The 18,139-nt window shown below is 61.5% G+C and carries 13 protein-coding genes and 2 pseudogenes; 4 read left to right on the top strand and 11 right to left on the bottom strand.

The window, feature by feature from the left end; all coding sequences use genetic code 11:
• Positions 1–41: 41 nt before the first annotated feature.
• Positions 42–2,230 (bottom strand): annotated as a pseudogene (locus JCM21793_RS25245) (anthranilate synthase).
• A gap of 15 nt (positions 2,231–2,245) precedes the next feature.
• Positions 2,246–3,148 (bottom strand): phosphatase PAP2 family protein, encoded by a 903-nt coding sequence (locus tag JCM21793_RS10285; protein ID WP_025030304.1) that lies wholly within the window; start codon positions 3,146–3,148, stop codon positions 2,246–2,248.
• Between the two features lie 452 nt (positions 3,149–3,600).
• Between JCM21793_RS10285 and rnk the strand changes: the two genes are divergently transcribed.
• Both rnk and JCM21793_RS10275 read left to right on the top strand, forming a co-directional pair.
• On the top strand, positions 3,601–3,906 hold the full coding sequence (gene rnk / locus JCM21793_RS25240) for a nucleoside diphosphate kinase regulator (RefSeq protein WP_306306743.1): 306 nt from the start codon (positions 3,601–3,603) through the stop codon (positions 3,904–3,906).
• Positions 3,907–4,211: 305 nt separating this feature from the next.
• Entirely contained in the window at positions 4,212–4,736 is a 525-nt protein-coding gene (locus JCM21793_RS10275) for a GreA/GreB family elongation factor (protein WP_025030303.1), read from the top strand.
• A 21-nt stretch (positions 4,737–4,757) separates the two neighbouring features.
• On the opposite strand, the gene soxR is transcribed toward JCM21793_RS10275, so the two are convergent.
• On the bottom strand, positions 4,758–5,192 hold the full coding sequence (soxR, locus tag JCM21793_RS10270) for a redox-sensitive transcriptional activator SoxR (RefSeq protein ID WP_007008717.1): 435 nt from the start codon (positions 5,190–5,192) through the stop codon (positions 4,758–4,760).
• A gap of 156 nt (positions 5,193–5,348) precedes the next feature.
• Here soxR and JCM21793_RS10265 point away from each other — a divergent pair, with 156 nt between their 5' ends.
• On the top strand, positions 5,349–6,899 hold the full coding sequence (locus JCM21793_RS10265; RefSeq protein ID WP_025030301.1) for an MFS transporter: 1,551 nt from the start codon (positions 5,349–5,351) through the stop codon (positions 6,897–6,899).
• A gap of 35 nt (positions 6,900–6,934) precedes the next feature.
• On the opposite strand, the pseudogene JCM21793_RS25235 reads toward JCM21793_RS10265, so the two are convergent.
• The 7 genes and pseudogenes from JCM21793_RS25235 to JCM21793_RS10230 form a co-directional block, all read right to left on the bottom strand.
• Positions 6,935–8,613: pseudogene (locus JCM21793_RS25235) on the bottom strand (formate--tetrahydrofolate ligase).
• Between the two features lie 181 nt (positions 8,614–8,794).
• Positions 8,795–9,919 carry a DUF2333 family protein gene (locus JCM21793_RS10255; protein WP_007008714.1) on the bottom strand — a complete coding sequence of 375 codons (1,125 nt, stop codon included), beginning with the start codon at positions 9,917–9,919 and terminating at the stop codon, positions 8,795–8,797.
• A 33-nt stretch (positions 9,920–9,952) separates the two neighbouring features.
• Positions 9,953–11,239 (bottom strand): DUF6638 family protein, encoded by a 1,287-nt coding sequence (locus JCM21793_RS10250; RefSeq protein ID WP_025030300.1) that lies wholly within the window; start codon positions 11,237–11,239, stop codon positions 9,953–9,955.
• The gene (locus JCM21793_RS10245) at positions 11,236–13,140 is read right to left on the bottom strand and encodes an AAA family ATPase (protein WP_025030299.1); all 1,905 of its coding nucleotides are present in this window, start codon (positions 13,138–13,140) and stop codon (positions 11,236–11,238) included. Before JCM21793_RS10245 ends, JCM21793_RS10250 begins: the two co-directional genes overlap by 4 nt.
• 8 nt (positions 13,141–13,148) lie before the next feature.
• Positions 13,149–14,297 (bottom strand): hypothetical protein, encoded by a 1,149-nt coding sequence (locus JCM21793_RS10240; protein ID WP_025030298.1) that lies wholly within the window; start codon positions 14,295–14,297, stop codon positions 13,149–13,151.
• A 39-nt stretch (positions 14,298–14,336) separates the two neighbouring features.
• Complete coding sequence (locus JCM21793_RS10235) at positions 14,337–15,425, bottom strand: coiled-coil domain-containing protein (protein WP_025030297.1); 1,089 nt, start codon at positions 15,423–15,425, stop codon at positions 14,337–14,339.
• A gap of 20 nt (positions 15,426–15,445) precedes the next feature.
• A complete protein-coding gene (locus JCM21793_RS10230; RefSeq protein ID WP_025030296.1) occupies positions 15,446–16,378 on the bottom strand; it encodes a LysR family transcriptional regulator in 933 nt (310 codons plus the stop codon).
• 101 nt (positions 16,379–16,479) lie between these two features.
• Between JCM21793_RS10230 and JCM21793_RS10225 the strand changes: the two genes are divergently transcribed.
• On the top strand, positions 16,480–17,490 hold the full coding sequence (locus JCM21793_RS10225) for a YeiH family protein (RefSeq protein WP_025030295.1): 1,011 nt from the start codon (positions 16,480–16,482) through the stop codon (positions 17,488–17,490).
• 9 nt (positions 17,491–17,499) lie between these two features.
• Here the strand turns inward: JCM21793_RS10225 and JCM21793_RS10220 are convergent, their stop codons facing one another.
• Complete coding sequence (locus tag JCM21793_RS10220; RefSeq protein ID WP_007008707.1) at positions 17,500–18,120, bottom strand: thymidine kinase; 621 nt, start codon at positions 18,118–18,120, stop codon at positions 17,500–17,502.
• Positions 18,121–18,139 lie beyond the last annotated feature (19 nt).

Raw genomic sequence — 18,139 nt, 5'->3', positions numbered from 1 at the left:
GCTCCCGCCCAACCCCGGCGGGAACCCAAATGGCCAATGTGTCAGGCCGCTTTCACACGCGCCTTTCGTGGCAGATGCGCCACCACATTCTCGATCATGCGCATGCCGGCATTCTGTCCGAGTGTCATGATCGATTCGGGATGGAATTGCACGGCCGCAACCGGCTCATCCTCATGTTCTATGCCCATGACCACACCATCCTCGGTCTCCGCCGTCACCATGAAGGCGAACGGCATGCGCACCGGATCGGCAAAGATGGAATGGTAGCGCCCCACGGTCACCTCGGAGGGGAGACCTGAAAACACAAGGCTGTTGCCGCTGGCACGGATGCGCGAGGGCTTTCCATGCATGGGCTCGGCAAGCTGACGCAACTCACCGCCATAAGCCTCGACAAGCGCCTGCAGGCCAAGACACACGCCGAAGATCGGCAGTTTGCGCTGGCGGCTTTTGGCGATGGTGGTCTTGCAGTCGAAATCTTCCGGCCGCCCCGGTCCCGGTGACAGAACAACCAGGTCCGGCGCCACACGCTCGAACACCTCGTCTGCGACCGGCGCACGAACCGTCACCACCTCCGCGCCCGTCTGGCGGAAATAGTTGGCGAGCGTGTGTACGAAGGAATCCTCGTGATCCACGAGCAGGATCTTCACCCCCTCGCCGACACGGGCGCCGGCGCGCGTTTCATTTTCCATGTTCGTTTTCCCGGCATCGCGGATCGCCGACAGCATGGCCGACGCCTTCAGCTCCGTTTCGGCCTCTTCCTCCTGCGGATCGGAATCGAACAGGAGCGTCGCCCCTGCCCGCACCTCCGCCACACCATCCTTGATGCGGATGGTGCGCAGCGTCAGGCCGGTGTTCATGTCGCCATTGAAATGCACCATGCCGATGGCGCCGCCATACCAGGCGCGCGGGCTCTTCTCGTTTTCCTCGATGAAACGCATGGCCCAGAGTTTCGGCGCGCCGGTCACGGTGACGGCCCAGGCGTGGCTCAGAAACGCATCGAACGCATCCATGCCCTCGCGCAGCCGTCCCTCGATGTGATCGACGGTGTGGATGAGACGCGAATACATCTCGATCTGGCGGCGCCCGATCACCCGCACGGAACCCGGCTCGCACACACGGCTCTTGTCGTTGCGGTCGACATCCGAACACATGGTCAGTTCGGACTCGTCTTTCTTGGAGTTCAGGAGCTTGATGATCTGCTCGGCATCGGCAATGGCGTCGTCGCCCCGCTTGATGGTACCGGAGATCGGACAGGTCTCGACGCGCCGGCCATTGACCCGCACGAACATCTCCGGCGATGCACCGACAAGATATTCCTGTTCACCCAGATTGATGAAGAAGGAATAGGGCGACGGGTTAATCTCTTTCAGGCGCCGCGAAATCTGCGACGGACGCCGCTCGGCCCGCTCCATGAACATCTGCCCGGGCACCACTTCGAACAGGTCCCCACGATGGAAGCTCTCCTTGGCCTTTTCGACAAGGCGCGCATACTCGCCGGCTCGTGATCGCCGCGCGGCGGCACATGATCGGCCGTCTTGAAAGGCGCCGTTGCGCCATCGCGTGGAAGGCCTGTCGTCGAAGCGTCCTCCGCCGCATAATCGTAGCGGTCGTGCCAGGCCTTTGCAGCGTGATGGTCGACCACGAGGATCTCGTCCGGCAGATAAAGCACGAGGTCGCGCTGGCTTTCAGGGCGCTTGAGACTTTGTCTGATCGGATCGAACTGGAAAGCAAGATCGTAACCGAACGCACCATAGAGCCCCAGATTGGCATCGTGATCGGTATGAAAGAGGTCGGTTATGGCACGCAGCACGGTGAAGACCGTCGGCACGCGGGAACGCTCTTCCTCGGAGAAAACCCGTTCGGGCTCTGCGACGACCAGCGCGAGCAGTGCGTCGTCTCGCTCCGTCACTGTGACAGCCTCGAGCCCGGCAACCCGGTCGGCAAGGATGCGCAGAAGCGCCCTGCCCCGATCATTCAACGCCTCGATCTTCATGTCACGGCCGCGCGCCGAGATCACCAGCGGCGGATCGATGATCGCCGTGTCCCAGCGGGTGTAACGACCGGGATATTCGTAATTGGAAGAAAAGACCGCGCCGCGGCGCTCGTCCAGCGCATCGATATAGGTGTCGATGGCACCTTCATAGGCGGTTTCCACACGGGTCCGCGTGATGGTCACGCCGCCTGCCGTTTTAAATCGCTCGGCGCCGTTATCCAGAACTTCCAGGCTCATTTCATGCTCCCTTTTTCAGGCATCGCCGGGAAGCGCAGACAAAAATGGCCGCCCGGTTTTCACCTGCGGCCATGGTCTTTTCTGCGCGCACACTGCACGGTTGGCCGCTGTTAACGGACCCACCACCAGAGTTTTGCGCAAGAAATCGTCGTCATGGTTTCTCCATAGCCTCGACGGAGCTTTCACGCAACCGCTTTCCAGCACCATCGGCCAGCCGTCTGCCGCGATAGAGCGCATGGAGCTGAGGCACAGCCATGTGAAGCTTGCCCACGCCGCGCCCAGCGCCCAACCGGCGGCAACATCGCTCGGCCAGTGAACACCCAGATAGATGCGGCTGACACCCACGGTGAACGATATGAAAACCGCCACGGCGAGCACATAGAGCCTGATGCGCCAGTCCGGAAAGAAACGCACGACAAGAGCCGCCAGCGTCAGATAGGCGACTGTGGTGACGGTGGCGTGACCACTTGGAAAACTCGCCGTATGGATCACGTCCAGATGCTCGACGATGTCGGGTCGCGGACGCTCATAGTGGTTTTTCAGAATGTAGGAGACGAGCGCACCGGAACCGACGGACAGAACCGCATAAAAGGCCGCGCCATAACGCCGTGTCACGACGAGCAGGCCGGTCACCATCAGAAGAGACAGAACAATGACCGGATAACCGCCAATGGCGGTTATCTCCAGCGCGGCTTCCTCCAGCCATGGCGGCCCGAGTGGATCCGAAGCGTCCAGAGGATTGCGCAGGGCGAGAAGCACCTGTTCGTCCAGCGCCTTGATCTCTCCCTCCGCGACTTCATCGGCTATCGCCAGGAATACGAACGAACCAAGCGTCAGAACCAGAAGGAGAAGCACGGGCGCCAGCGCCCTGCGGTGCCGCGCTATCTGCCGAACGAAACCGTTTTCCTGAGCCCACATTCTCGAATTCCCCCTCCTGACCGATTGATTCTGCAGCACGAGGGATGCGAACACCATGATTGCCGCTTAAATAAGATGCAGTCACGAAAGTCCCAGGGCTTTCGCGTGCACAACGAAGGCGCGCAATTCACCGGATCACAGCTCACCTCTCTATGGCCCCCATTTACGGCTACCGCCTTGACATCGCCGCATCCGCGCACCACGTTTATGAAATGAGCACGAACCGAAAACACATTTCCGTTCTCTTCCGGGTATGTCCCATTGCGGGATATTGACCCCCGGTTCGGTGCTGTGCGCCTCCGAACCGAGGGGCGCTCTTCCGCCGGTTGATCGAGACGATTAAATCGAGCGGCGGAAACGGTTCCAGGGCGCATCACCAAGACTTTCTACGACAATCGAAGCCTCGCGGCATGAACCGAACGCATGCCCGCATGACACGCATGGACAAGCCAATGCAGCAGAAGACAGGGCGCAAGCCGAGCATCACGATTTCCGAAACCGATTATGAACGCCTGACCGGCCTGGCCGAGGCGCTGGAAGACCGCAATCCCGAAGCCTCGGAAACCATGATGGCCGAACTCGACCGGGCACGCGTGGTGCGCGACGGTTCGCTTGCCACAACCATCGTGCGCATGGGCTCGACCGTTGTCTACACGGCAGACGAAGGTCCCGAGAAGACAGTCACGCTCGTCTATCCGGGCGACGCGGACATTGAAAAGGGACGCATTTCCATCACAACCCCGGTGGGCACAGCCTGATCGGTTGAAGGAAGGCCAGTCGATCGACTGGACCGCACGCACGGGCCAGACCCACAGGCTGACCGTGGTGCGCGTAACCCAGGAAGAGAACGCCGCCTGAGCCTGCCATCATGTCCAGCCCGCATCTCCGCTTTTTCACGGGACATCTCCTGACGGGAGCCTAGCCCCTGCGTCATTCCTGGGCGCAGGGGCCGGACGACCGATGTTCAAACTGCGCTGCCGACGCAAGGCCGCGCGGATTTGTCTGTTCGCGGTTCCCGTCCCAGGACGCCGGAACCGCGCTGGAGATCGTGCAGGAGATTGCCGTGTGGACCGGACAGGGATGCATTCTCACCACCAAGGACTTCACCATCCTCGAATTCCTGCAGGAGCGCAGGCACAGGTTCAGTGAAACCTATGCCGCGCTTTTGCGCGCGAAACTTGACGCGGCTACAGTCATCTTCCGGGAAGACATGCCGGCACACGTCACCACACTGAACAGCCGTGTGCGTTTTCGCATCGGCGACGAACAACCACAGACACGCATCATCAGCCATGACGAGCTGCAGGGTTTCGTCGGCCTGACATTGCCGCTGACGACATTGCGCGGGCTTGCGCTTCTGGGGCTCGCCGCCGGCGAGACGATCGTCCTGCCGCGAGACGGCACAGCCGCGGCCGAGCGTGTTGTGCTCGAAGCAGTGCTTTACCAGCCCGAAGCCGCACGCAGAAAAATGCGCGCGACAGCACGCCCCGCGCTGCGCCTCGTCCACAATGCGGACGCCAGCACACCACCGCGCGGTGTGCCCATCATCTCCGGAGGCGATGACGACCCCGGACCGAGTGCGGCCTGAACAACCGGTGGGCAAGCGGCATCACGCCCTGCCGCCCACCCAGTATCGCGGACCCGGCCCCATTCGCCCTGCCCGGTCGGCCGGGTTCGTTAGCGCGCAGGTTTCAAGCGACAGGCAGCCGCAGGATATGCATTCGGTGAGGCCACGCTTGAGCCGCTCCATTTCCGCGATCCGTTCGTCTATGCGCTTCGTCCAGTTTTCTGAAAGGCGTGCCCAGTCATCGCCCCTGGGCACGTGGTCGGTTGGCAGCTTGTCGAGTTCCGCCTTGATCTCATCAAGCGACAGCCCCACCCGCTGGGCGAAAACGATGAAGGCCACGCGACGCAGCACGGCGCGCTGGTAGCGGCGATGGCCCGAGCCGGCGCGCTCGGAAGTGATCAATCCCCGCTCCTCATAGTAGCGCAGGGCGGAGGCGGCAACGCCGCTGCGCCGCGAAACCTGATTTATGGTGAGCAATGGCAGCCTCCCTTTTCAGCGGCGCCGAGAATCTCACAGAAGGGGCTTTACTTCAAGTTAACTTGAGCTTTTAGAAAGGCCCGGCATGTGTCGGATCGTGCCCAATGCGGATGAATTCCGGCAGAACATGTCTACCGGAACTCTTCAGGGAGCTTCATGACCGCCGCAACACAACGAGCCAGCGCCTCAACCACAGCGGCCCGAGCCACCCTCCGGGAGTGGCTCGGGCTTGCGACCCTCGCCCTGCCGACATTTCTCGTCGCCATCGACATGACGGTTCTGCATCTTGCCGTGCCGCATCTGACGGCAGCGCTGCGTCCGAGCAGCGCACAGCTTCTCTGGATCATCGATATCTACGGTTTCATGATCGCGGGCTGTCTGGTGGTGATGGGCACGCTGGGCGACCGGATCGGCCGCCGGCGTCTGCTTCTGGCGGGTGCGGTGTTCTTCGGCGCGGCCTCTGCCTTCGCAGCCTTCGCAAACAGCGCCGCACTGCTGATTGCCGCACGCGCGTTTCTTGGCATATCGGCGGCCGCACTCATGCCCTCCACCCTCGCTCTCCTGACCGACATGTTCCGCGACAACCGGCAGCGTGGCATTGCAATCGCCGTGTGGTCCTGCATGTTCATGGCGGGAACGACGATCGGTCCCATCATAGGTGGCGCGCTGCTCGAATATTTCTGGTGGGGTTCGGTGTTTCTGCTCAACGTGCCTCTCATGCTGGTTCTTCTGGCCGTCGGACCACTGGTTCTGCCCGAAAGCGCACGCACGGGCGGCGGGCGGCTCGATCTTGCAAGCGCGGCCCTGTTCCTGTCGGCGGTGCTGACCGCCGTATACGGCATAAAGCACATCGCCTCCGAAACGCTGGACCTCAAAGCCCTTCTGGCACTCTCTGCCGGGTTTGGTTTCGGCATCGTGTTCCTGAGACGCCAGACACGGCTCGCGGACCCGATGCTCGACCTTTCCCTTTTTCGCAACACGCGGTTCACCGCCGGGCTCGCCACCCAGTTCCTGACCATTTTCGCCGTGGCGACACCCTATTTCCTGTCGACCCAGTATCTGCAACTGGTTGCCGGCCTGTCCCCGCTTGAGGCCGGTCTTGCCATGCTGCCGCCCATGCTGGCCGGCATCGCCGGCGCGCTTCTTGCGCCCGTAGCAACCCGCATTCTGCATCCCGGCAGTGTGACCGGGCTCTTGATGCTCGTCGCGGCGGCGGGTTTCGCATTGCTCACCCTTGCACCAGCCGAAGGCACGTTGCGCGCCGTGCTGGGCGGGCTCGCCCTCATCACCATCGGCAGCAGCGCGACCATGGCGCTCATCGTTAACATCATCGTCAGCGCGGCACCCGAAGAGCGCGCGGGAGAGGCCTCCGGCCTGTCGGAAATGAGCGGCGAGTTCGGCATGGCTCTTGGCCTCGCCGTGATCGGCAGCCTCGCAAGCGCCACCTATCGCAATTCCGTCGCCGCGGCGTTGCCCGGCACCAATGACCTCGACCCGGCCACGGGCGCGATGGAATCGCTCGGCAACGCCGTGACCGCAGCCGAACAGCTCGACGCCACCGCAGCCAACGCGCTCATCACCGCCAGCCGGGAGGCTTTCGTGACAAGCCTTTCTCTGAGCGCGATCGTTGGCCTGGCGCTTGTTCTTGGACTGGCGGTTCTGGCGTTCCGCGTTCTGCGGCGCGTGCCGCAGCAGGACGACGGCTAAAAAGATGCGCGCGTTTTCCTGCCAGACTCAACTTATCAGGAAAGCCCCTCGATCAGGCCGTTTTCATTGAGAAAAATATGCTCGGACGAAGGCACGCGCGGCAAGCCCGGCATGGTCATGATCTCACCGCAGATCGCCACCACGAAGCCTGCGCCGGCGGACAGACGCACCTCACGGATCGGCACCACATGCCCGGTCGGCGCGCCTCGCAGATTTGGATCGGTGGAGAAGGAATACTGCGTCTTGGCCATGCAGACCGGCAGATGGCCGTATCCCTGCTCTTCCCACTGCTTCAGCTGATTGCGCACGGATTTGTCTGCGATTGCCTCCGAGCCGCGATAGATGCGCTTCACCACCGTGTCGATCTTGTCGAAAAGCGGCATGTCATCGGGATAGAGTGGTGCGAACTGGGAGACGCCGCTTTCGGCCAGCGCTACCACCTTGTGTGCCAGTTCTTCGATACCGGAAGAGCCCTCAGCCCAGTGGCGGCACAAAACGGCCTCCTCCCCCTGCTCGGCCACATACGCCTTAACCGCCTCAATCTCGGCATCCGTGTCCGAATGGAAGTGGTTGATCGCGACGATGGCCGGCACCCCGAACTGCTTCACGTTTTCGATGTGGCGGCCAAGATTGACGCAGCCTGCCTTGACGGATGCGACGTCCTCGGTGCCCAGGTCTTCCTTCTTGACGCCGCCATTCATCTTGAGCGCCCGCACGGTCGCCACAATCACGGCGGCGGCAGGCTTGAGGCCTGCCTTGCGGCATTTGATGTCGAAGAATTTTTCCGCACCGAGATCGGCACCGAACCCAGCCTCCGTCACCACATAGTCGGCGATCTTCAGCGCCGTGGAAGTGGCCATCACCGAGTTGCAGCCATGGGCGATGTTGGCGAAGGGGCCGCCATGCACGAAAGCCGGATTGTTTTCCAGCGTCTGCACCAGATTGGCTGAAGCGCGTCCTTGAGGAGCACGGTCATCGCACCATCGGCCTTGATGTCGCGGGCAAAGACCGGGCTCTTGTCGCGGCGATATCCAATGATGATATCGCCGAGACGCTTTTCGAGGTCTTTCAGATCAGTCGAAAGGCACAGAATGGCCATGACCTCGGACGCCACCGTGATGTCGAAACCGGCCTCGCGCGGAAAACCGTTGGCCACGCCGCCCAGCGAACAGACGATCTCGCGCAACGCCCGATCGTTCATGTCCATCACGCGCCGCCACGCCACGCGGCGAATGTCAATCTCCTGCGCATTGCCCCAGTAGATGTGGTTGTCGATCAGTGCGGAAAGCAGGTTGTGGGCCGAGGTGATGGCGTGGAAATCGCCGGTGAAGTGGAGGTTCATGTCCTCCATCGGAACCACCTGGGCATAGCCGCCGCCGGCTGCCCCACCCTTCACGCCGAAGCACGGGCCGAGCGAGGCCTCGCGGATGCAGATCGCCGCCTTCTTGCCGATGCGGTTCAGACCATCGCCCAAGCCTACGGTTGTCGTAGTCTTGCCTTCACCTGCCGGCGTCGGGTTGATCGCCGTGACAAGGATCAGCTTCCCATCCTTGTTTTTGCGGGTCTCGGCAATGAACTCGGCGGAGACCTTTGCCTTGTCGTGGCCGTAGGGAAGAAGGTGTTCGCTCGGAATATCGAGCCGCGCGCCAATCTCCTGAATGGGCTTCTTCTTCGCCGCGCGGGCGATCTCGATGTCGGATTTCACTTCGACCATGACAATGTTTCCCTCTCCCGATGGCATGCAATCAGTGCCGATAGGCATAAAGCCGCGAATTGAAAACCTCCACCATCGCAAAAGAGGCGGTCAATGCGTGAAATGCGACAGGAACTATGCGGACGTGACGATGAAGCGGTGGGCAAACGGGCCAAAGTGCCCGCCGCATGTGTGAAGGCCACTACCTGTCCAGAACAAGCCGCAGTTCCACGAGGTTGGAGCGGACACGCAGAATGTAGAAGCCCATCGTGGCAAGGTGTGTGGGCATGATCCAGCCATCCTCACGCCCATTGGAGATGATGAAGGGCTGCACATTCAGCGCCGCCCGGAACTGCTCTTCCGTCGTGTCCCAGAGCGAACCGAGCGAACGCTGCTTGATGACGTCTTCGAAGTCGGCACCCGCCGCTTTCAGAAGACCGTAGTAAGCGTAGAGCTGGCCATAGGCGAACCAGAAACGGTCGTCCGCACGCGTGTCGAACCAGCCGGAGTTGTAGTTTTCCGAACGCTGGCGCAGCAGGTCAGAAGTGGATCCCAGATCGCTGGCAATGCGGTCGAGATACTGGATCAGATTGTCGGCGCGCGCATCGAACACGGCCTCGCAGGTCTCAAGCCGGCCATTGAAGCTGCGCAGATCGCGGATGGCCGAGCGATAGAAACTCGGGGTGGGCGTCTTGGGCCCAAAGGGGCTCAGGCCGAAATACCACGTCTCCTCATCGAAGGTCAGCGCGCCGCGCGCATTCTGCAGATCGCGGTCGATCTGCGATGTGCCGCGCACGCGACCAAGCGCATCGACGAGTTCGATGGCGCTGCGGCGGACGGCCTGGTTGATGCCACGCTGGAACGATGCCTTGTTGTCAAAAAAGGGCGTGTCGTCCCAGTCAAGCGCAAAGAAAAAGCCGAGCTTGTAGAGCAGCATGGAAGAAATCCATGCATTGTCGTTGACGTTGAAGTCGGTCAGGTCAGCGGTAACGTCAACGATGGCGGACCGTCCGCAAGTGCGCGTCTCGCCACCCTGGGTGGCTGCTGTCTGCTCGCCGGCGGAAACGCCACGCGCGTCAAGATTGTATTCCGCGACGTAATCGGGATTGAAGCCCGTCCAGACCTGCGTCTGCCAGAAAAAATAACCGTAGAAGCCAACGATTGCGAGCAGCACAAGACCGATCGAACCCCGGATGATCCAGCCGCGCCGCGTATACCAGCGACCGGCGGCCATGAAGGGCCAGAGGATCCACGCAATCAACAGCCCGATACCACGACCGATCCAGTGAAACACGCGGGTGAAGAATTCAACGATCGGATCGAGCACGAAGCGCCTCCCTCAGGCGAATTTGGTCTTGAATCAGGACTCTAAGCCATAGAGGCGCTTCCGCAGCGCCGGTTTGTCCCTGAGATAGGCGGTTTTGAGCCTTGCCACAACATATTCGCGCCAGCCTTCCGGCCAGCTTTCGTAATCGCGGTAAAAACCCTGCTTGTTGAAGACGTAGCGGGCAATGAAATCGGACGGCACGAAATCGGAGATCAGCCGGTTGGTGAGCCAGGCATCCTTATGCTCCGGGTCAGCGCGGGTGACGAGAAAGCGTTCCCGCGGCGGGATCTCCTCGATCTTGAGCCTACCCGTCTGGCTGATTTCGCGCACGGCGGCGTTGAGAAGCGGAACACTCCCCTCACCGGCAACCAGTTTCGCGTTGCGGTGCGTCCAGGTCTGCAGCCATACCGGATCGACGCGCGCGAAATCCGTATCCGGCTCCTCGCGGCGTATCAGATCGAGCAGCACCATTTCGCCGCGATGGGCGAGATAGTTCGAGCGTTCGACCCACGAGGCGCGGGGGAGCTGGATGCGGCCCGTCTCGGCCAGAAATCGGAAGATGCGCGCCGGATCGTCCTTCGACAGATAGCTCACCTGCCACGGCCGCGAGCGGCGGAAGCCCGGCGTTGCCGGATCGGCGATCACCGTGGTCGTGTCCGGATCGGTAAAAATATAGATGCCGCCGAAATGGCTCGTCCAATAGGCATCATGCCTGAACACGACCTGTTCGGGCACGAGGCTGTTTTCGCGGATGTCGCCGGTTTCTCGCGCGATTGCGACCATGCGGTTGAGTAGCGCATCGTCGCGCCAGGCGTCGGGTTCATGCTTCACTCGGTCGGCAAGCCGGCCAAGCTCCGCGGCCTTTCCGAGCAGATCTTCGGCGGAGATGACCTTGAACTCCACCTGCGCGATGGAGAGCAGGTCCTCGATGTCGCGCACCTGGTTTACCTGCTCTTCGATCTCGCCATAGACCACATCCTTGATGGTGATGGCGTTGATGGCGCGCGCATTGGCCATCATGAATTCGTAGACGAGCTGCGAGGTGTTGGAGAAGGCCGTATGCACCACCGGCAGCTCGATCTGCGCCGGGGTGAGGATGATGAAGCGGCGATTGACACCATTGGGGTCGAGATACTGCGCGTCGTCCAGCTCCTCGGCAATCTGTGGCGAGAAGCCGGTGCGGTCGATCTCGAAGGAGGCGAGCTTCGTCTGCGGCACGCCGAAGGCATCCAGCGCCTTGTTGTAACGCGCGATCAGATGCGGCTCCTCGATTTTCAGAAGGCGGCCGAAGATGAGAGCGTTTTCACGAAGGAGGTTCACCAGCTCCCCCTCGCCTTCATCTCTTCGATCTCGCGTAGCGCGCGTTCGCGCAGGCGCTGGTCGCGGACGATGGTGGAGACGGCCGCATCGTCGGAGCGGTCCGAGTAGCGGAACTCCGAATCCGCGTAGCGATTGATCTCCTGCATCACCATGTCCATCGTGAATGGCCGGCGCAGCTCGGCGATCATTGCCTTCTTCTCATCATAGCCCTTGCGCATGAAGGCGTCCGGCGTCTCGAACCACGCATCGGGAAGCTCGATGTCCATGGCGCGCATCTTGATGGCGTCGGTGATGTTCTTGATGGCGCGGCCGGTAAAGCGTGGCTCCGCCAGCTTGATCTCGTGCAGATAGGCGCCGATATCCGTCAGCGTCTTCGGCTCGCCGCGATCGTTCAGGAAGCGCTCGTGAACCTTTACAAGCCCTTCTTCCTGCGGCTTAGAGTGCGCCTCATAGGCGGTTTCGACCGCGCGTTTGATTTCCTGCGTCGCGTAAAGCTCGTGCTCGCCAATCGGGATCGAATGGTTCTTGCCGGCCAGAAGCACGAAGATGTCGACATAGTCCTCAAAAGTCTGCGGCCCATCGACAAGCCAGCGCGCGCCGGCGCGCTGCCGCAGCGCATCGTCCACATTCTCCGGATAGTTGGAGAACATGCCGAAGGAGCAATTACCGCGCACTACGGTGCCTGCGCCCGCAAAGCTTTCCATCAGAACGCCCGTCACCTCCTGCTGGCCGGCAGACGCCCGGTCGTCGGAGCGCTTGGCCGCCACCTGATCGATGTCGTCGATGGTGCCGAAGCCGATGGCGCGCGGGCTCAGAACATTTTCCACGAACTGCTTGCAGTTCTGCCCCGACTTGCCCTGATAGGAGGAAATCTGGTCGACGCCGAAATTCTCATAGTGGAAGGGTACGCCCGCGATCTGGCAGTAATCGTTCAAAAGCCCGGCGGTCATCTGAATGAGGATCGTCTTGCCGGTGCCCGGCGCGCCGTCGCCGATGAAGGTGAAGAGAAACCCGCCCAGTTCCACGAAAGGGTTGAGCTGGCGCTCGAAATCATAGGCCATCAGCATCTTGGCGAGCTTCATGGCCTGATATTTGGCGATGTGATTCCCGATAATCTCGTTGGGCTTCTTGAAGGTCATGACGAGCGGCTTGCGCCGGCTGCCCGGCGCAACGTCGAAGCCGTCCAGCGTAAAATCGTCGGCCTCAAGCCGCATATGCGTGTCTTCAAACGCGCCGAGACCGGTGAAACGGCTGCGGCGCTGCAAGAGCCCCTCGATTGCGACGCGGGCAAGCGCGCGAGCGCGCGCCGTCATCGCCGTGTCGTCGGCGGCACCCGAGATCGCGCCATCGAGCGCGGCAAGAACGCTTTTGAGCGCATCCTGCGGCGTGTCGAACTGGAAATCCGGCTCATCCGTGTCGTTCACCGGCTCGCTGTCCGCGTCAAGCATCTGGAGGAGATAGGATGAGAGCGTGAAGGCGGCAACATAGGCAGACGCCTGCAAAAGCGCGTGATAGGTCTGCGCCGCCGCGCCCTCAAGCGGGCTGCGGGCGTTGCGCTCCTGAAGGGTTTCAAGTTCGGTCGAGCGCGCAAAGACATCGGCGACGGCCAGCGCCACGGCCACCCCGCGACGCGTGCGAAAGAGAAGCGTGTGTTGCGGAATGGACAGCATCGGGTCGCCCTGCCGGATGGCGGCGATGGTTTTCGCCAGCTCCACTTCACGCGTTCGGCGCAGCGCGCCGGTGGAGACGGTCGACACGAAACGCCGCCCGGTGCCGGCAAGCTCGGTGCCGGAGCGGCCGTCATCAGACTGAAGCACCACAAAGCGCGTCACAAGGCTCTGCGCCGTCGCCCGGTGCATCTCGATGTCCTTCTCGTCGATGGTGGTCAGGCCGGTGTCCATGGAATGTCCTATACGTCGGTGATGACCCGCCCGCCCGAAATGACGTGCACGTCGTAGCCATCGAAAATCTTCTGCGCCTCGCCGGCTGCATAAAGCGCCTGATAGGCCTCATGCGGAACGAGCGCGTGCTGCTCATAGGCGCTTACACCCATGCGGGCCGCATCGAGGTCGTCGGTGTCGATGAAAAATTCCTCACGCGCCGGCTGGCTGGACCACAGCCCCTTGCGCGCCGGGCGCTCGGTCTTCGAATAAACCTCCTGCACCGTCCAGGTAAGAAGCCACGCATTCTCCTGCCGGCGCACCTTGCCAAGCACGTCCGAGACAGTCGAATTGTTCTCCGTGATGCCGGCCGTGTAGAACGGCCCCAGCACCACCCGGCGCAATTGCTTGGGGTGGAGGTGGTCGAAATCCTTGTCGAGATTGCCGGCAATCGTGGCCGGCGACAGGGAATAGGCGGAATTTTTCTCCGCGAAATCGTCGAACTGATGCGCAAGTTCCGGATTAAGCAGACCGCCCACCGGCAGGCCGATCTCGACATCGTCGTTCAGCCTGCCATCATCGGAAACAAGCGCCTTGACCATGCCGGGCGAGGAATCCTCGACCGCAGCCATATAGACCATGGGCAGGCTCGAATTTCCGTCAAAAGCGCCCCAGTGCACCAGATAATACGGCCGTTTTGTCTTCGGATTCACCGAAACGCGCACCGTTTCCGGCAGAATGAAGGGTGAGAACACATTGCCCGCCTTCAACTGCTCCAGATAGAGGCGCTCGGCCATGGAGCGCTGGAGGTCAGCCGGAAATTCGCGATGGCGCAGGATGAAATCGACCATCTCTGCGCGCAGCTCGTCTGGCCCCGATATACCGGCAAGACGCTTCTCGGCCTGACGCCGGTCGTTTTCCAGTTCAAGCAGGCTCTGGAAAACCGGATAACCGCTCTCGGCGCGCTGGATGCGGAATTTTTCCATGAAACCGAGACGGTTCTGCCAGCACTCGAAAGAGCGCTCGAGCCGTCCGATATAGGGTGAGACGACTTCGGCCACGAGACCGTGCGACTGGAAAGGCGATGCGGAGCGGTCGCCGAAATAGACGCCAAGACCTTCCAGCGCGGATGCGATGGCATCGAAATAACGTGCTGCGGCGTCAGGAGCGGCGTTCATGCAGATCGCCCCGACTGTCTGTTTTCCCCCATACCGTCATCAGGTGCGAACGTAATTCGCGGCGTCGTGCTTCTTCATCACGTCTTCGAAGCGGCGGGCAAAGGCGTCGTCGGCAAGCTTCTTGCGGCGCTGGATGTCGGCCGTGGTGACCATGTTTTTCTCGTGTAGCTCAAGCAGGTCGCCAATGTGCCGCTGAGCGGCTGCGCCGATGCCGGCCATGGTTTCCTCGGCGGTGTTGTCGACCTTGGAGCCAAGCGTGTTGATGCGGTGGGCGACATCCTGCTGGGCTGCGGTCTTCAATGAATCTTCGAGCGCCTTGTAGAGAACGATGCGCTGTTCGGTGTCGATGGTGAGCTTGTTGATCAGCGTCGACTGGGCCGCGATCTGGTTGTTTAGCGAATCCACGAAGGTCTGGAACATGGAGGTGTAGCGCTCAAGCGTCTGGCTCTCAGCGAGCAGTTCCTGCTCTTTCGCCTGTGCCTCATTGTATTCGGTGGCAAGCTTCGAGCGTTCGCCCTCAAGCTCCGTGCGGTCCTTCTGGCTCGTGGAAGCGGCAATGCGGTTCTCGATGTCGAGCAACAGCGGGTTCAGTTCCTCGATGCGCTTCTGCGTCGTCTCCAGATTGGTCATGGTGGACTTGCGGCGCTCGATCACCTGCGCAAGGCTTGCCTCGGAAGTCTTGTAGCGGTCTTCGAGAACCTGCTTCTGATCCTTCAGAATGCCCGTAATCGTATCCGACTTGCCAAGCAATTCCTGCAAATTGCCCGAAAGCGACATGTTGCGGACGCGCTCGGTGCGCATGCGCTGCTTCTTCTGCTTGGAGAAGATGCCGATAAAATTTTCCCAGCCCGTATAGCTTTTCATGCTCTCGAACTCGGAGCCGAAGACATTGGTCGCGTCCTCAAGGCCGATGATCAGGTCGGCGATGTTGGTTTCCATCACCTTCTGCTGCGTCAACACATCCTGAATGCGGGCATTCTCGATGTCGAAATCGGCCTGGCCGATCTTTTCGTCAGTGCGGGCAAGCTTGTCGAGCACAGTGCCCGACTGCTCGATCTTCGAGCGCATCTCGTCGACCACCTCACGGGTCTTCGCGATCTCCGTGTCGAAATTCTGCAAGGTGGCCATGTTGTTACGCTCCGCAAAGGTCAGGGTTGCGGAAATATATGTGGGTCGATTGACGATTGAAAGACGTTACCGGCCTCGACGCACAATTCCTCAAGCGCAGTGGCAGCGCCACTCTGCCTTCGCTCTCTGTGGCGAAGCAGGCTGAAGTCGCGTGCGCCAAGATCGATATTCGCCACTTTAAGGAGACCACGCTCCATGAGCGGTCCGGCAGCCGACATGGAGATGGCCGCAGCGCAATCACTCTCGCGCGCGGCGGAAAGCACCGCCTCATTGGAGGGAAACTCCATGACCAGATTGAGCCCAGCTGGGTCGACGCCCATCTCGGTTAACGTGCTTTCGAAGGCGGCGCGTGTGCCCGATCCCTCCTCCCGCATGATCCATGTTGACCCCGCGACAAGATCTTGCGGCGCAAGCGGCTTGCCTGCGGCCCATGGATGTGTGGGCGCGACCACGACCGCCATGACGTCGCGATCCACACGGCGCACGGTGAGCGCCGGTTCATCCACCCGGCCCTCGACAAGCCCAAGCTCAGCCACGCCTTCAAGCATTGCGTCTGCCACCATGCGGGTGTTGCCCACAGTGAGTTTCAACGAGATGCCGGGGTAAAGCTTGTGAAACCGCATGAGCACCGGCGGCAACCAGTAGCTGGCCACCGTCTGGCTCGCATGGAGATTGAGCGTGCCTCGCCGCAGCCCGCCAAGCTCTGAAAGCATGGTTTCGGCCGAACGAACACGGGCGAGCGTCGCCTGCGCCTCGCCAAGAAATACCTTGCCCACACGCGTCAGCTCGATGCGGCGGCCAACCCGGTGAAAGAGTTCCACGCCGTAATAGCTCTCAAGCGCCTTGATGGAGGCACTGACGGCGGAGGGCGTACGCCCCACAGCACTTGCTGCCCGGGTCAGGTGCTCCCGCTCGGCGACGGCAACGAAGATCAGCAATTGTTCAAAGGTCATGGTATCATTCGATTTTCACGAACGATATATGCCAGACTATTCGATAGAAGTCGATAAAGCTTCATGCGACCAAGAATGCGTACTCGCATCAGGTCACCTTCATGTCCGCACTTCGCCACCCGCTCCAGCTTGTCCCCGGCATTGTTCTGTCTGTTCTCGTCGCAGCAGCAGCGCTGGCGGCAGCGTGGGCAGAACAGGTGTTTCTCGGCGAGGCGTGGCTTGAGGGACTGGTGCTTGCCATCCTCTTCGGCGCAGCCATAAGCTCCGCCGCCCGGTTAAGCCCCGCCCTCCGCCCCGGCATCGATTTTTGCGCCAAAGCCGTGCTGGAGGTGGCGATCGTTTTGCTCGGCGCCTCGATCAGCCTTGGCGCGCTCGGCGATGCAGGGTTCGGACTGGTCGGCGGCATTGTCGGCGTGGTCGTACTGTCACTGCTTGCAGGCTATGCGATCAGCCGCGCGCTCGGCCTCTCGCGTGGACTGGCAACGCTGGTCGCCTGCGGCAATTCCATCTGCGGCAATTCGGCCATTGCAGCCGCGGCACCCGTGATCCGCGCCGAAGCATCGGAAGTGGCCGCCTCCCTGTCCTTCACGGCATTCCTGAGCATTCTTGTCGTGCTGCTCTTGCCCGTCCTCTATGCGGCCATCGGCATGAGCCCGGTCCAGTCGGGCGTGCTTGCCGGCCTCACGGTCTATGCGGTGCCTCAGGTGCTGGCTGCCGCCGCCCCTGCCGGCCCAATCGGCATTCAGGTGGGAACACTGGTCAAACTGGTTCGTGTGCTGATGCTCGGGCCGGTGATCTTCCTTTTAGGACTGACCCATGGCCGCAAGACCGGCGTGAAACTCACATTCTTCGAGATGGTGCCCTGGTTCATCATCGGCTTTCTGGCCATGATGGGGCTGCGCTCGGCAGACCTCATACCCGCTCCGGCACTTCCAGTCATGCATGAAACGTCGGGGCTTCTGACGATCGTCGCCATGGCGGCACTCGGCCTGACGGTCGATATAAGAAGCGTGATGAAGAGCGGCGGGCGCGTGATCGTCGCAGCCCTTCTGTCGCTGACCGCTCTGGGTGTGGCGAGCTATGCGCTGATCCGTTTTCTCGGTGTCGCCTGAGCGGGCAGGCTACTCGGCAGCGCTGCCGGCAAAACCCACGAGATCTTCCGCCTTCCAGCGGCCCATCTCTTCTTCCCAGTGCTTTCGGCAAAGCGAAACGTAGACATCCTTGCCGATGGCGACCTGCGCGCCCTTCCTGGCAACCTTGCCGTCCGGCCCCAGCCGAACCACCATGGTGGCCTTGCGGCCACAGCGGCAGATCGTGCGCACCTCGCGCAGCTCGTCCGCCAGCGCCAGGAGTGCCTGCGATCCGGTGAAGAGATTGCCCTGAAAATCGGTCCTCAGCCCGTAGCACATGACCGGGATGCCCAGCCTGTCTGCCACGCGGGCAAGCTGCCAGACCTGTTCTTCTTCCAGAAACTGCGCCTCGTCGACAAAAACGCAGTGCACCGTCGTGTGGTCGTGGTGCTCGGCGATGCGCGCAAAAAGGTCGTCGCCGTCTCGGAACATCTCCGCATCGCTGTCGAGGCCGATGCGCGAGGAAATGTAGCCGCCATCTTCCTTGCGGTAGTGGCCCGCGACGAACAGCATCGTGTTCATCCCGCGCTCGCGGTAATTGTAGGATGCCTGCAGAAGCATGGTCGACTTGCCGGCATTCATGGTCGCGTAGTGGAAGTAGAGCTTTGCCATCGCGCTGCCTGTATCGTTC

The organism is Nitratireductor aquibiodomus NL21 = JCM 21793 (genome assembly GCF_000615975.1).
Taxonomy (GTDB): domain Bacteria; phylum Pseudomonadota; class Alphaproteobacteria; order Rhizobiales; family Rhizobiaceae; genus Nitratireductor; species Nitratireductor aquibiodomus.
Note: the sequence above shows the minus strand (reverse complement) of the source record. Positions and strands in the feature narration are given on the sequence as shown.

What these genes read in the sequence shown, in the direction of transcription:
- JCM21793_RS10285 (WP_025030304.1), bottom strand. Translation starts at nt 3,148, where the DNA reads ATGTGGGCTCAGGAAAACGGTTTCGTTCGGCAGATAGCGCGGCACCGC.
- rnk (WP_306306743.1), top strand. Translation starts at nt 3,601, where the DNA reads ATGCAGCAGAAGACAGGGCGCAAGCCGAGCATCACGATTTCCGAAACC.
- JCM21793_RS10265 (WP_025030301.1), top strand. Translation starts at nt 5,349, where the DNA reads ATGACCGCCGCAACACAACGAGCCAGCGCCTCAACCACAGCGGCCCGA.
- JCM21793_RS10245 (WP_025030299.1), bottom strand. Translation starts at nt 13,140, where the DNA reads ATGGACACCGGCCTGACCACCATCGACGAGAAGGACATCGAGATGCAC.
- JCM21793_RS10240 (WP_025030298.1), bottom strand. Translation starts at nt 14,297, where the DNA reads ATGAACGCCGCTCCTGACGCCGCAGCACGTTATTTCGATGCCATCGCA.
- JCM21793_RS10235 (WP_025030297.1), bottom strand. Translation starts at nt 15,425, where the DNA reads ATGGCCACCTTGCAGAATTTCGACACGGAGATCGCGAAGACCCGTGAG.
- JCM21793_RS10230 (WP_025030296.1), bottom strand. Translation starts at nt 16,378, where the DNA reads ATGACCTTTGAACAATTGCTGATCTTCGTTGCCGTCGCCGAGCGGGAG.
- JCM21793_RS10225 (WP_025030295.1), top strand. Translation starts at nt 16,480, where the DNA reads ATGTCCGCACTTCGCCACCCGCTCCAGCTTGTCCCCGGCATTGTTCTG.
- JCM21793_RS10220 (WP_007008707.1), bottom strand. Translation starts at nt 18,120, where the DNA reads ATGGCAAAGCTCTACTTCCACTACGCGACCATGAATGCCGGCAAGTCG.